Annotated in this window: 13 protein-coding genes; 6 read left to right on the plus strand and 7 right to left on the minus strand. The window is 71.3% G+C overall.

What is annotated here, in order from left to right:
• The first annotated feature begins 42 nt into the window (after positions 1–42).
• Positions 43–1,140, plus strand: coding sequence for a DUF5937 family protein (locus OG329_RS16835; protein ID WP_405796008.1), 1,098 nt, complete (start codon positions 43–45; stop codon positions 1,138–1,140).
• Positions 1,141–1,218: 78 nt separating this feature from the next.
• On the opposite strand, the gene OG329_RS16840 is transcribed toward OG329_RS16835, so the two are convergent.
• The 3 genes from OG329_RS16840 to OG329_RS16850 all read right to left on the minus strand — a co-directional run bounded on the left by OG329_RS16840 (position 1,219) and on the right by OG329_RS16850 (position 3,789).
• On the minus strand, positions 1,219–1,818 hold the full coding sequence (locus tag OG329_RS16840) for an AAA family ATPase (RefSeq protein ID WP_405796010.1): 600 nt from the start codon (positions 1,816–1,818) through the stop codon (positions 1,219–1,221).
• Positions 1,818–2,495, minus strand: coding sequence for a response regulator (locus tag OG329_RS16845; protein ID WP_405796012.1), 678 nt, complete (start codon positions 2,493–2,495; stop codon positions 1,818–1,820). Before OG329_RS16845 ends, OG329_RS16840 begins: the two co-directional genes overlap by 1 nt.
• Positions 2,496–2,589: 94 nt before the next feature.
• Positions 2,590–3,789, minus strand: coding sequence for a sensor histidine kinase (locus OG329_RS16850; protein WP_405796013.1), 1,200 nt, complete (start codon positions 3,787–3,789; stop codon positions 2,590–2,592).
• Positions 3,790–3,963: 174 nt separating this feature from the next.
• On the opposite strand from OG329_RS16850, the gene OG329_RS16855 reads away from it, so the two are divergent.
• Complete coding sequence (locus OG329_RS16855; protein WP_405801883.1) at positions 3,964–5,061, plus strand: SAM-dependent methyltransferase; 1,098 nt, start codon at positions 3,964–3,966, stop codon at positions 5,059–5,061.
• Positions 5,058–6,209: an NADH-quinone oxidoreductase subunit D gene (locus tag OG329_RS16860; protein WP_405796015.1), complete on the plus strand. Its 1,152-nt coding sequence runs from the start codon at positions 5,058–5,060 to the stop codon at positions 6,207–6,209. Before OG329_RS16855 ends, OG329_RS16860 begins: the two co-directional genes overlap by 4 nt.
• 49 nt (positions 6,210–6,258) lie before the next feature.
• On the opposite strand, the gene OG329_RS16865 is transcribed toward OG329_RS16860, so the two are convergent.
• The 4 genes from OG329_RS16865 to OG329_RS16880 all read right to left on the minus strand — a co-directional run bounded on the left by OG329_RS16865 (position 6,259) and on the right by OG329_RS16880 (position 10,064).
• On the minus strand, positions 6,259–7,428 hold the full coding sequence (locus tag OG329_RS16865; protein WP_405796016.1) for a hypothetical protein: 1,170 nt from the start codon (positions 7,426–7,428) through the stop codon (positions 6,259–6,261).
• Between the two features lie 151 nt (positions 7,429–7,579).
• The gene (locus OG329_RS16870; RefSeq protein ID WP_405796018.1) at positions 7,580–8,554 is read right to left on the minus strand and encodes a glycine betaine ABC transporter substrate-binding protein; all 975 of its coding nucleotides are present in this window, start codon (positions 8,552–8,554) and stop codon (positions 7,580–7,582) included.
• Positions 8,555–8,621: 67 nt separating this feature from the next.
• Entirely contained in the window at positions 8,622–9,323 is a 702-nt protein-coding gene (locus OG329_RS16875; protein WP_405796020.1) for an ABC transporter permease, read from the minus strand.
• Between the two features lie 3 nt (positions 9,324–9,326).
• Positions 9,327–10,064: an ABC transporter permease gene (locus OG329_RS16880; RefSeq protein WP_405796022.1), complete on the minus strand. Its 738-nt coding sequence runs from the start codon at positions 10,062–10,064 to the stop codon at positions 9,327–9,329.
• A 143-nt stretch (positions 10,065–10,207) separates the two neighbouring features.
• Here OG329_RS16880 and OG329_RS16885 point away from each other — a divergent pair, with 143 nt between their 5' ends.
• The 3 genes from OG329_RS16885 to OG329_RS16895 all read left to right on the plus strand — a co-directional run bounded on the left by OG329_RS16885 (position 10,208) and on the right by OG329_RS16895 (position 12,782).
• Positions 10,208–11,380 carry an ABC transporter ATP-binding protein gene (locus tag OG329_RS16885; RefSeq protein ID WP_405796023.1) on the plus strand — a complete coding sequence of 391 codons (1,173 nt, stop codon included), beginning with the start codon at positions 10,208–10,210 and terminating at the stop codon, positions 11,378–11,380.
• A 71-nt stretch (positions 11,381–11,451) separates the two neighbouring features.
• Entirely contained in the window at positions 11,452–12,318 is an 867-nt protein-coding gene (gene folP / locus OG329_RS16890; protein ID WP_405796025.1) for a dihydropteroate synthase, read from the plus strand.
• Positions 12,319–12,323: 5 nt separating this feature from the next.
• A complete protein-coding gene (locus OG329_RS16895; RefSeq protein WP_405801884.1) occupies positions 12,324–12,782 on the plus strand; it encodes a nuclear transport factor 2 family protein in 459 nt (152 codons plus the stop codon).
• Positions 12,783–12,960: the final 178 nt, after the last annotated feature.

Genomic DNA, 12,960 nt, shown 5'->3' on the forward strand with positions numbered 1-12,960 from the left:
ATCGTCCGCCGCGTTGTCAGTGGCGGCGTGCAGCATGGACCCATGAGCGTGACCATCGACATCACCGGGCTGCCCCACGAGCGGATCGTCTTCGGACCCTCCCCGCTCGCGGAGCTGGGCGCCGCCCTGCACGCGCTGTCCGAGCCCGGCCACCACGCCCGGCTGCACGGCTGGGTCACTTCCACGTCCGCCGGTCTCAAGCCCGAGCTGGCCGATCGAATGCACGAGGCGGACTTCCTGTGGCGGTCCGCCCGCTCCGACATCCTGCTGCCGGCCCGCCCCCGCGAGACGCTGGCCGAGGAGCTGGACGACCTCGACACGATGCCGGACGAGCTGTATGTGGCGGCGGCGCTGGAGATCTCCTGCGCCAGTCAGTACGGCACGGACGCGCCGTCCCCCCTGGTGGACGCCCGTGCGGGCGAGCGCGCGCTGGAGCTGGCGGCGGCGCGCGGGCCGCGCCAGTCCGCGTTCGTACGGCGCATGCTGACCGATCCGCCCGCCGTCCGGGCATGGATACGGCAGTTGCTGGAGGACTGCGACGAGGCGTTCTTCGCCGAGACCTGGCGGCGCGTGCGGGTCCAACTGGCCGCCGACGCCCGGCACAAGACGGAGCTGCTGCGGCACAAGGGCCTCGCGGAGGCCGTCGCCGCCGTCTCGTCCGCCGTGAGCCTCCAGGAGACGGGACCGGGACCGGGCATCGCCGTCGTCGTGGACAAGCTCACATCGGGCCGCACGACCGCGGCCGGATCGGGCCTGACCTTCCTGCCGACCGCCTTCGGCTGGCCGCATCTGCTCGCGCTGTACGCGCCAGGCTGGCGTCCGGTCGTGCAGTATCCGGTGGGCAGCCCGGAGCCGTCGGGCGCCGCGCCCTCCGTGGAGATGGTCAAGCTGCGTCTGGAGGCCGTCGCCCACCCCATGCGGATGCGGATGTGCCGCAGCCTCGCGCGGGGTTCGTACACGACGGGCGAGCTGGCCGACGCGTACGGGATCACGGCGCCCGAGGTGTCCCGGCATCTGGCCGTGATGCGCAGGGCCGGGCTGCTGACGACCCGCCGCCGGGGGCGCTATGTGCTGCATCAGTTGGACGTGACCCTGGTGGCCCGGCTCGGCAGTGACTTCCTGGAGGGCGTGCTGCGGTGACCCGGTGAAGGAGCGGGGAAACGAGGAAACGGGGGAGCGGGGAAGCCACCGCGGCCCGGCCCGGCCGCCGTCGCGGACTCAGCCGATACGGATGTGCTTCACGCTGGTCCAGGTGCGCCGCAGCCGGTGGCGCAGCGCGCTGTCGGTGTTCGGGGCCAGCCGCAGCCCGGCCGACGCGGCGACGGTGTCGGCGATCCGCGGGATCGTCACGCTGTCGGTACGGATGTGCTCGCCGAACTCCGGCCGGGACAGTCGCTCCAGACAGTGGTCCAGCTTCCCGACGGCGAAGCTCTCCCACTTGAGCCCCATCCCGAGTCCGCGTTCGTTGAGCCTCTTCAGGACGGTCTCGCGCTCGGCCAGCAGCGCGAAGTGGCGTACGTCGTGCTTCTCGCGCAGCCGGCCGATGATCTCCTTGAAGTAGCCGTCGTCGACGAGCGTCATGGGCGCGATCACCGGTCCCTCGTGCTCGCGCAGCACCAGGTCGAGCATGTCGTGCACCCCCTGCCGCCAGACGGGCAGGTCCTGGAAGTCGCCCCGGAGCCGGGCGGGCAGCATGCGGTGCAGTCCGTACCCGACGTTCTCGGGATCGCAGATGACGCTGCCCGGCAGCCGCCGCGCGATCTCGTGCGCGGTCTGTGTCTTCCCGCCGCCGAAGGGCCCGTTGATCCACAGCAGCATCAGAGGGCTCCTCCCCCGGCGCGTACCAGCCCTGACTCGTACGCGAGCACCACCACCTGCACCCGGTCGCGCAGCCCGAGCTTGGTGAGGATGCGGCCGACATGTGTCTTCACGGTCGCCTCGGAGAGCACGAGGCGGGCGGCGATCTCGCCGTTCGACAGGCCCTGGGCGACCAGCAGCATGACTTCGCGCTCACGGCCGGTCAGCCGCTCCATGGCGCCGGTGGCCGCGGTGTTCTCCTTGCCGCTCGGCAGCATGGCCGAGAAGCGGTCGAGCAGCCGCCGTGTCGTGGACGGCGCGACGACCGCGTCACCGCTGTGCACGGCGCGGATCGCGGTCAGCAGTTCGGACGGCGGCACGTCCTTGAGCATGAAGCCGCTGGCGCCCGCCTTGAGCCCCGAGAAGGCGTACTCGTCAAGGTCGAACGTGGTCAGGATGAGCACCTTCGGCGCACCGGGCTCCGCGCAGATGCGGCGGGTCGCCTCGACGCCGTCCAGCCGTGGCATACGGACGTCCATCAGGACGACGTCCACGGCGGTGCCGCGCAGATTCTCGATCGCCTCGGCGCCGTCGCCCGCCTCCGCGACGACCTCCATGTCCGGCTGTGCGGCCAGCACCATACGAAAACCGGTGCGTAGCAGCACCTGGTCGTCGACGAGCATCACGCGGATCGACATCGGCGGCTCCTTGTCGGTTGGTCCAGCGGTAGATGGGCGGGGTGCCAATGGGGGTGACGAGGTGCAGGGGTCAGGAGTGACGGTAGTCGCCGCCTCAGTGCGCGGGCTTGAGCGGCAGCAGCGCGCTGATGCGGAAGCCGCCCCCCGGGCGCGGCCCCGCGTCGAGCGTGCCGCCGACCATGCCGACGCGCTCGCGCATCCCGATGAGCCCGTGCCCCCGGCCGTCCGCGCCACCGTCCACGTAGAGCTCGTGGCCCGCGCCACGCCCGTCGTCCTCGACCAGAAGTCCGAGCCCGTCGTCGAAGTAGACCAGACGCACGCTGGCTCCCACATCGGGTCCGCCGTGCTTGCGGCTGTTCGTCAGGGCCTCCTGCACGATCCGGTACGCGGTCAGCTCGACCCCGCTCGGCAGCGACCGGGGGGTGCCCTCGACCTTGAAGTCGACGGTGAGCCCCGCCGACCGCACCTGTTCGACCAGGTCCTCTATCTGCTGGACGTCGGGCTGCGGCACGTATTCGCCGCTCTCCTTGACGTCTCCGGTCCGCAGCACACCGAGCAGCCGGCGCATCTCCGCCAGCGCCTGCCGTCCGGTGCCCGAGATGGTCTCCAGGGCCTGTCTGGCCTGCTCGGGCGCGCTGTCCAGGACATAGGCGGCACCGTCGGCCTGGACGACCATCACCGACACGTTGTGCGCGACGACGTCGTGCAGTTCGCGGGCGATCCGCGCGCGCTCGGCGGCGACGGCCACCTTGGCCTGCGCCTCGCGCTCCTTCTCCAGCCGGGTGGCGCGCGCCTCCAGCTCGGCGAAGTAGGCGCGGCGGGTACGGATGGAGTCGCCGAGCACCCAGGCGAGCAGGAAGGGCACGCTCATCACGATGGTGAAGAAGACCTGCCCGCCGAAGCTGGCATCGGAGATGGGCCAGCGCACTTGCGCCAGCGGCGCCGCCGCCAGTCCGCCGATCAGCCCCAGCCTGGAGGCCCAGCGGGGGCCGCCGCGGGCGGCGACCGTGTAGATGAGCGCCAGCATGGCGAAGTTCGCCGGGTTGACCCCGACATCGGTCAGTAGCTGGACCACGCCCAGGACGGCGGTGAGCAGCAGCATCTTGTCCGGTGCGCGTCGGCGCAGCGCGACGCTCAGCGACAGCAGCAGGACCACGACCGCGGCCACGGCGGTCGGCCCGCCGTCGACCGGCTGCGTCCCCAGCCACAGCACGGACCACCCGATGAGCACCACAGCCCAGAAGCTGTCGACGCCCGTCGGGTGTCTGCGGAGAAAATCATAGAGACGCTGCACGTAACCCAGCGTAGGGAAGCGGGAAAGGTAGAAGGGTCAACCGGAGGGCCGATCCGCGCGGTCGGCGCGTACTCCCCAAGGTGGAGACTTGGGCCTGTGACGGATGAGACGTGTAAGCGCGACGTGGCTCACGGGGCCCTGCGGGCCGTGGAGCCGCGCGGATGGGCCGCGGCCATGGAGAGCGCGCTGTACGGCCCCGAGGGCTTCTACCGGCGCCCTGAGGGCCCCGCCGGGCACTTCCGCACGTCCGTGCACGCCTCCCCGCTTTTCGCGTCGGCCGTCGCGAGGCTGCTGGTGGCGACCGCCGAGGCGCTGGACACCGACGAGATCGCGCTGGTCGATGTCGGGGCGGGGCGCGGAGAGTTGCTGACCGGGGTCCTGGGCGCCGTACCGGACGGGCTCGCCGTCAGGCCGTACGCCGTGGAACGGGCCACGCGCCCGCCGGGACTGGATCCGCGTATCGAGTGGACCGACCGGCCGCCGGCCGGTGTGCGCGGGCTGCTGTTCGCCAACGAGTGGCTGGACAACGTGCCGGTGGACGTCGCCGAGACCGGGCCCGACGGGACGGTGCGCCACGTCCTGGTCGGTCCCGACGGGACGGAGCGGCCCGGCGCCCCCGTCGACGGCGCGGACGCCGCGTGGCTGGCGCGCTGGTGGCCGATGGGCGGGCCGGGCGCGCGGGCGGAGATCGGCCGTAGCCGTGACGAGGCGTGGGCCGCCGCCGTGGCGACGCTGGAGCGGGGTCTTGCGGTGGCCGTCGACTACGCGCATGTACGGGGCGACCGGCCGCTGTTCGGGACGCTGACCGGGTTCCGCGACGGCCGCGAGGTGCGCCCGGTGCCGGACGGGAGTTGCGACATCACCGCCCATGTCGCGCTGGACGCGTGCGCGGCGGCGGCGCGCGCGGCGGTGATGGCGGACGACGGGGGCGGCGGCCCGTACGCCTCGGGCTGGGCCGAACGCCCGGCCGGCTCGGGCGACTTGGGCGATGCGGGTGACTCGGGCGGGCCGGGCGGGCCGGGCGGGCCGGGCGGGCCAGGCGGGCCGGGCGGGCCAGGGGCCTTCGTACTGAGTCAGCGCGAGGCCCTGCACCGCCTCGGCGTCAGCGGCGCGCGCCCGCCGCTCTCCCTCGCCACGACCGACCCCGCCTCCTACATAGGCGCGCTCGCCACCGCCGGCCAGGCCGCCGAACTGACCGCCCGCGGCGGCCTCGGGGACTTCGGCTGGCTGCTGACACCCGTCCGGGCCGCTCTGAGAGACTGGGCCCCATGACGGAGACCACGCGCACGACGGTCGGCATCGGCGGCGCGGCCGAGAGCACGGACATGGTGCTCAACATCGGGCCCCAGCACCCCTCCACGCACGGTGTGCTCCGACTGCGTCTGGTACTCGACGGCGAGGTGATCCGGCACGCCGAGCCGGTCATCGGCTACATGCACCGGGGCGCGGAGAAGCTGTTCGAGGCGCGCGACTACCGCCAGATCGTGATGCTCGCCAACCGCCACGACTGGCTGTCGGCGTTCTCCAACGAGCTGGGTGTGGTGATGGCCGTCGAGCGCATGCTCGGTATGGAGGTGCCGCAGCGGGCCGTGTGGACCCGGACCCTGCTCGCCGAGCTGAACCGGATGCTCAACCATCTGATGTTCCTCGGCTCCTACCCCCTCGAACTGGGCGGGATCACCCCGGTGTTCCACGCGTTCCGGGAGCGCGAGGAGCTGCAAGCCGTCATGGAGGAGATCTCCGGCGGCCGGATGCACTTCATGTTCAACCGGGTCGGCGGTCTCAAGGAGGATCTGCCCGCCGGCTGGCTCGGCCGCGCCAGGCACGCGGTCGCCGAGGTCCGTTCGCGGATGGACGTGTACGACAGGCTGGTCCTCGGCAACGAGATCTTCCGGGGCCGCACCCGGGGCGTGGGCGTGCTGTCGGCCAAGGCCGTGCACGCGTACGGGGTGTCGGGGCCGATCGCGCGGGCGTCGGGCGTCGACTTCGATCTGCGGCGCGACGAGCCGTATCTCGCGTACGGGGAACTCCAGGACACCCTGAAGGTCGTCACCCGCGAGGACGGCGACTGTCTGGCCCGCTTCGAGTGCCTGCTGGGGCAGACCCACAACTCGCTCGACCTCGCGGACGCGTGCCTGGACCGCATCGCCGACCTGGAGCCCGGTCCGATCAACCAGCGGCTGCCGAAGGTCCTCAAGGCGCCCGAGGGACACACGTACGCCTGGACGGAGAATCCGCTCGGCATCAACGGCTACTACCTGGTGTCGAAGGGCGAGAAGACGCCGTACCGGCTCAAGCTGCGCTCGGCGTCCTTCAACAACATCCAGGCCCTGACCGAACTGCTGCCGGGCACCCTGGTGGCCGACATGGTGGCGATCCTCGGCTCGCTCTTCTTCGTCGTCGGCGACATCGACAAGTAGCGGGCCGTGCGGGGCCTTTCGCCCCTGCGCCCTTGCGCCCTTGCGCCCGTCAGGAGCCGATCGCGCTGCGCAGTTGCCCCAGTGGCAGCGGCTCGGTCTCGTCGTGCTCCGTGAGGTCGATGACCTCGCCCACCGCCCGCTCCTCGGTCCTGTGCCGTACGGCCAGGGCCTCCTCGCCGACCACATCGGCAAGGTCCTCGTGCTGCGCCCGCTCCAACTGCGCCGGCTCCGCCCGTCCGGCCCCGGTGTCCACGGCCTCCGTGTCGGCCGGGCCGTCCTTCGTCGCGTCGGCGGGCGGTTCGATCGACGCCGGGCCGCCCTTCTGCGTACCGAAGAAGTCGAAACCTCCCTCGGGACCCCGCTGGAGCCGGTGCCGCCGGTTGTACGGGACGATCGCCGATGCGGAGGGATGGGGGCGGGTGGCGGGCAGCGACGACGCCGGCCCGGCCTTCAGCGGAAGCGCGGACGACGGGCGCGTGTGCTCGGCGCCTGCCGCCTTCCGCGCGGCCTGCCGCTGCCTGGCTTCCTTCTCGCGCTCGGCCCGCGCGGCCCGCTCGACCTGCTCCGCCCGCTCGGCGCGGGCTCTGTCCTCGGCCTCACGGGCCGCGCGTTCGTTGAGTTCGATCCGGCGGGCCTCTTCGAGGATGCGGCTGGTGTGCTGCGCGACGCCGTTGCGCGTCAGGTCCTCCAGGGCCTGCGCGGCGCGGAAGTACACCGACGCGCTGGGCGTACTGCCCGCGGGGGGCAGCGCCTTGGGCTCCTGGGCCGCTTCGATGGCGAGCTGCCGGCGGCCTTCCAGCGCGGTGGCCCGCGCGGTCTCCGCCGTGGCGTAGCGCCGCAGGAGCGCGGCGTGCTCACCGCGCAGTTTGGCGAGTTCGACCCGCTTGGCGCGCAGTTTGGTGTCGAGCCGGGTGCGGATCTCGCGCGATTCGTCGATATCCGCTTCGAGTTCGGCTATTCGCTCCTCGGTCTTCCACTCCTCGCTCGCCCGCGCGCGCAACAGCTCCGCGACACGCCGGCCCGCCGCCGAGTCCCAACTGCGCATCAGACAGGCGCCGGTGACGGCGGCGAGCGCGGTGACGGCCACCAGAGCGCGGAGCGCCACGGGTTCCGCGAGGAGCCAGGCACCCGCGGCGCACAAGGCCGCGGCCCCCGCCACGGCCGAGGGCGGCAGAATCCTGTGGAGGGGCGGGGAATGGCGATGGCGTCCACGTGGCATGGCCCGAAATTTACCGCGCGTGGCCGCGGAATGGGGGTCGGCCGGACAATCTTTCCCCGTCCGTTGCCGACTCCACTCCCGTCTCTCTACTTCATGCCTACTTCTCGCCTACTTCCCGTCTGCTTCCTCTCTGCTTCCCGCCGCTGACGGGCTACTTGCCGATGAGACCTTTGGACTCCAGATACTCCTTGGCGACATCCGCGGGCTTCGCGCGTTCCGCGTCGACCTTCAGGTTGAGCTGCGCGAGATCGTCCGTCGTGAGGGCGTCGGTGAGCTTGCCGAGAAGGTCCGCTATCTCCTGAGAACCGGCGTCCTTGGCATTGACCACCGGAAGGACGTTGTCCGCGTTCTGGAGCTTCTTGTCGTCCTCGAGGACCACCAGGCCGAAGCTGTCGAGCGTGCCGTCGGTGGTGGTGCTGAGCACCAGTTGGTCCTTGCCGTCCTTCACCGCCTGCTTGGCCTGCGGCGTGCCGACACCCTGCGGGTCGATGCCGGTGACGTCGATGCCGTACGTCTCCTTGAGACCGGGCGCGCAGAACGGCCGCACCTCGCACTCGTCGCCCGCGGCGATCTTCACCTTGAGCTTCGACGCGCCCAGATCCGAAAGGGTCTTCAGATCGTTCTTCTCCGCGTATTCCTTTGTCACGGCGAAGGCGTTCTGGTCGACCGCCTTGCCGGCGGGGAGCACCTTCAGCCCGCGCGGCTCGGCCAGCTTCTCCAGGGCGGCGACCGTGGCGGCCGTGTCGCTGGAGGCGAGGGGGGTCTTCAGTGCCTCGTCCGCGCCGTTCACCTTGGCGTTGAGGAATTCGGTCAGCGTCGCCGCGTACTCCGGGACGACGTCGATCTCACCCTTCTCCAGAGAAGGCTCGTACAGCTCGCGGTTCTTCACCGTCGTGACGGAGGCGTCGTAGCCGCCGTCACCGAGGATCTGCGCGTACAACTCGGCGAGCACCTTGGACTCGGTGAAGGCGGCGGCGCCGACGACGAGGGAGCCCTTCTTGTCGGATCCCGAACCCTTGTCGGAGCCGCCGTCCGATTCCAGGCTGTCGCCGCCGCACGCGGCGAGCGACCCGGTCAGGGCGACAACGCCAAGTACCGCACCCGCCATGCGCGAGGTCTTGCTCATGAGAGTTCACCATCCGTTGAGGCCCGTGGAAGGGGCCGAGAAAGTCGGTCGTCACACACTTGTCGTGTCACTCGGATCGTGCCCGGGTGACGGCGGTGGAGGGGGACGGGGACGGGGACGGGTCGAGCACCCGGTCCACCGCCACGAGCACGCCCTCGACCAGCAGCGCGAGCAGCGCCACCAGGAGCGCGCCCGCGACCACCTGCGGGGTGTCGTACGTGTTGAAGCCGGCGGTGATGATCCGCCCGAGGCCGCCCTGGCCGACCATCGCCGCGATCGTGGCCGTGGCGACCACCTGCACGGACGCCGACCGCAGGCCGGTCATCACCATCGGGTACGCGAGGGGCAGCTCGACCCTGAGGAAGAGCTGGCGCCCGGACATCCCCATGCCCCGGGCGGCTTCGAGCACCGCGCGGTCCACCTCCCGCATGCCCACATAGGCGTTGGTCAGCAGCGGCGGCACGGCGAACAGCACCAGCGCGACGATCGTCGGCACATAGCCGGCGTTGCGCAGCGGGGAGAGCATGAACAGGGCGAGCACGGCGAAGACCGGGATCGCCCGCCCCACGTTGGAGATGTTGACGGCGAGCGCGCCGCCCTTGCCGATGTGCCCGAGGTAGAAGGCCGTCGGCAGGGCTATCGCGCAGGCGAACGCGAGCGCGACCCCGCTGACGTACACATGCTCACCGAGCCTGGTCAGCGCCCCGCTCTCACCGGACCAGTTGGAGCCGGTGATCAACCACGTCCACGCGTCACCCAGCACACCCATGGGTCAGCCCCCCACCTTCACCGGGCGGCCGGTCCGGCCCGTACGCACCGGACGTGACGCGCGGCCCTTGCCCGTACGCACGCGTGTCCAGGGCGTCAGCAGCCGCTGGAGTCCCAGAAGCAGCAGGTCGAAGGTGATCGCCAGCAGCACGCACAGCACGGACGCGGCGAGCACCTGGGCCTTGAACAGACTCGGCAGCGCGTCCTCGATGAGATTGCCGAGCCCGCCGCGCCCCACGATCGAGCCGACGGTCGTCAGCGCGACCGTCGAGACCGTCGCGATCCGCACACCCGCCATCAGCGCGGGCAGCGCGAGCGGCAGCTCGACCTCCCAGAGCAGCCGCCCGGAGCCGTACCCCATCCCGCGCGCGGCCTCCTTGGCCTCCTCGGGGACGGATTCGAGGCCCGCCATGATGTTTCTCACGAGGATCGTCAGCGAATAGAGCACCAGGCCGGTGACCACCAGCGCGGACGACAGCCCGAAGAACGGCAGCAGCAGCGAGAACATCGCGAGCGAGGGGATCGTGTAGAGCAGTGTGGTCAGTCCGAGCACGGGGCCGGCGAAAGCCGGTTTCCCCCGGGCGAGCAGCGCGAGGGGAAAGGCCACGAGCAGCCCGATGAGGACCGAGACGACGGTGATCCAGATGTGCTGGACCGTCGCATCGATCAACTCCTGGCTACGGGAGCGCAGATACTCTCCGCAGATCCATTCGTTCGCCGCCAGGCAGCTTTGCGCGCTCATCCACCCCCGCCTCCCCTATCTCCCCGAACGTATGTCTGGTGTCTTTGTCCCGGCGACCCTATCCCCGACCACTGACAATCGCGGAAGCCCGCCACATTCCAGCAACATTGCCTTCACACAAGACGCGTCACAATGGGGAAATCATGATCCGATTCGAGCATGTCACCAAGCGTTACCCGGACGGCACCACGGCCGTCGACGACCTCAACCTGGAGGTCGCGGCGGGCGAGCTGGTCACGCTCGTCGGACCGTCCGGCTGCGGCAAGACCACCACGATGAAGATGGTCAACCGGTTGATCGAACCGACCGAAGGCCGGATATTCATGGACGGGGACGACATATCAACCATCGATCCCGTCCAACTCCGACGCCGGATCGGCTATGTGATCCAGCAGGTCGGCCTGTTCCCGCACAAGACGATCCTGGAGAACACGGCGACCGTCCCCCATCTCCTGGGCTGGCAGCGCGGCAAGAGCCGGGCGCGCGCCGCCGAACTCCTCGACCTGGTCGGCCTCGACCCGTCCGTCTACGCAGACCGCTACCCCGAGCAGTTGTCCGGCGGCCAGCGCCAACGCGTGGGCGTGGCACGGGCGCTCGCCGCCGACCCGCCCGTCCTGCTGATGGACGAGCCCTTCGGCGCGGTCGACCCCGTCGTACGCGAACACCTCCAGAACGAGTTCCTGAAGCTCCAGGCCGCCGTCAACAAGACCGTGCTCTTCGTCACGCACGACATCGAGGAGGCGGTGCGCCTCGGTGACCGGATCGCCGTCTACGGGCAGGGCACCATCGAGCAGTTCGACGCCCCCGCCGCCGTGCTGGGCACGCCCGCCACGCCGTACGTCGCCGACTTCGTCGGCGCGGACCGCGGCCTCAAGCGGCTCTCGGTCACACCGATCGAGGAGGGCGACCTCGAGCAGCCGCCCGTCCTGCACCTGGACGACCCGCTGCGGGCCGCGGCGGCGAAGCTTTCCAAAGAGGGCGCGCGCTGGGCGGTCGTCCTGGACGCCGAGGACAATCTGCACGGCTGGATCTCCACCGAGCAGACCGGCTCCTCGGGCACCGTACGGGAGCACGCCCGCCGTATGGAGGCATGGCTGCCCGTCGGCGCCTCCCTCAAGCAGGCGTTCTCCACGATGCTCCAGCACGACGCCGGCTGGATCGCCGTCATCGACAAGGAGGAGACGGGCCGCTTCCTGGGCGTACTGACCCCGGCCAAGCTGCACGAGGCGCTGCGCCGCTCGATCGACGCGGACGCGAACGCCATCCCCCGCACCGACGTGGCACTGGAGACCGTCGCCCAGATCGCCGCGCCCTGACCGCACCCGACCGCTCCTGCCGCAGGGCCGTGCGACGCGTACCCGCCCGTCTACGGGCCTAGGGTGGACGTATGAGTACGTTGCGCGCGCACGGCGGAAGGGGCACGGTCGACGGCCTGCCCGAGTGGGACCGCTGCGCGGTCATGGGCGTCGTCAATGTGACGCCCGATTCCTTCTCGGACGGCGGTCGCTGGTTCGACACCACCGCCGCCGTGAAGCGCGGTCTCGATCTGGTCACCGAGGGCGCCGACCTGGTGGACGTCGGCGGTGAGTCGACGCGCCCCGGCGCCTCGCGGGTCGACGAGGACGAGGAGCTGCGGCGCGTCGTACCCGTCGTACGGGGCCTGGCCTCCGAGGGCGTCACGGTGTCCGTGGACACCATGCGCGCCCGGGTCGCCGACCAGGCGGTGGCCGCCGGCGCCGTCCTGGTCAACGACGTCAGCGGCGGCCTCGCGGACCCGGCCATGGTGCCCGCCGTCGCCGCCGCGGGCGTGCCCTTCGTCGTCATGCACTGGCGCGGCTTCAGCCAGGACATGAACAACCGCGCCGTCTACACGGACGTCGTCGCCGAGGTGGTGGCCGAACTCCGCGAGCGCATGGCGGCGGTCGTCGCCGGCGGCATCGCGCCCGAGCGCCTGGTGATCGACCCCGGTCTCGGCTTCGCCAAGGGCGCCGAGCACGATCTCGCGCTGCTGGCCCACCAGGCGGACCTGCGGGCGCTGGGCAGACCCCTGCTGGTCGCCGCGTCCCGCAAGCGGTTCCTGGGCCGTGTGCTGGCCGGTGAGGGCGCCCCGCCGCCCGCGCGCGAGCGCGACGCCGCCACCGCCGCGGTCTCCGCGATCGCCGCGCACGGGGGCGCCTGGGCGGTACGGGTGCACGAGGTACGCGCGACCGCCGACGCCGTCCGCGTGGCACGCGCCGTCGAGGGAGCCTGGTGAGCCGTCTGCCGAGCGGGACCGACAGGGAACAGGTCGACGCCCTCAACACGGCCCTCTACGAAGCCATGGAGCGCGGCGACCTGGACGCGCTGTCCGCGCTCTGGCTGGACGACGACAGCCCCGGCGTCAGTTGTGTCCACCCGGGCTGGCGGGTGCTCTCGGGCCGCGGCGAGGTGCTGCGCTCGTACGCGCTGATCATGGCCAACACCGAGTACATCCAGTTCTTCCTTACGGATGTCGCGGTGTCCGTCGCCGGCGACACCGCTCTGGTGACCTGCACCGAGAACATCCTCAGCGGCGGACCGGCCGAGGAGAGCGGCGCGCTCGGCCCGCTCGTGGGCCAGCTCGTGGTCGCCACCAACGTGTTCCGCCGCACCCCCGACGGCTGGCGGATCTGGTGCCACCACGGCTCGCCCGTGCTGGCCGAAACCGACGACGGGCAGGACGACGAAACTCCCGCGTGAGTGGGTAAGCGACCTTACGAGGGCGGGTCCCGCGCCGCTGGAACTACCTGCGGTGCCCAGTCGCGCGGAGCCCGCCGCGGGCACGGTCCACGGCGCCCGGGGCCCCACGGGCAGGGCCTGTCGGTGCCCGCGAGTAGATTCGACCGGGGACATCGGCCGTCCGCATACGGCATAGTGC

The organism is Streptomyces sp. NBC_01506 (assembly GCF_045040295.1).
In the GTDB taxonomy this organism is placed as follows: Bacteria; Actinomycetota; Actinomycetes; order Streptomycetales; family Streptomycetaceae; genus Streptomyces.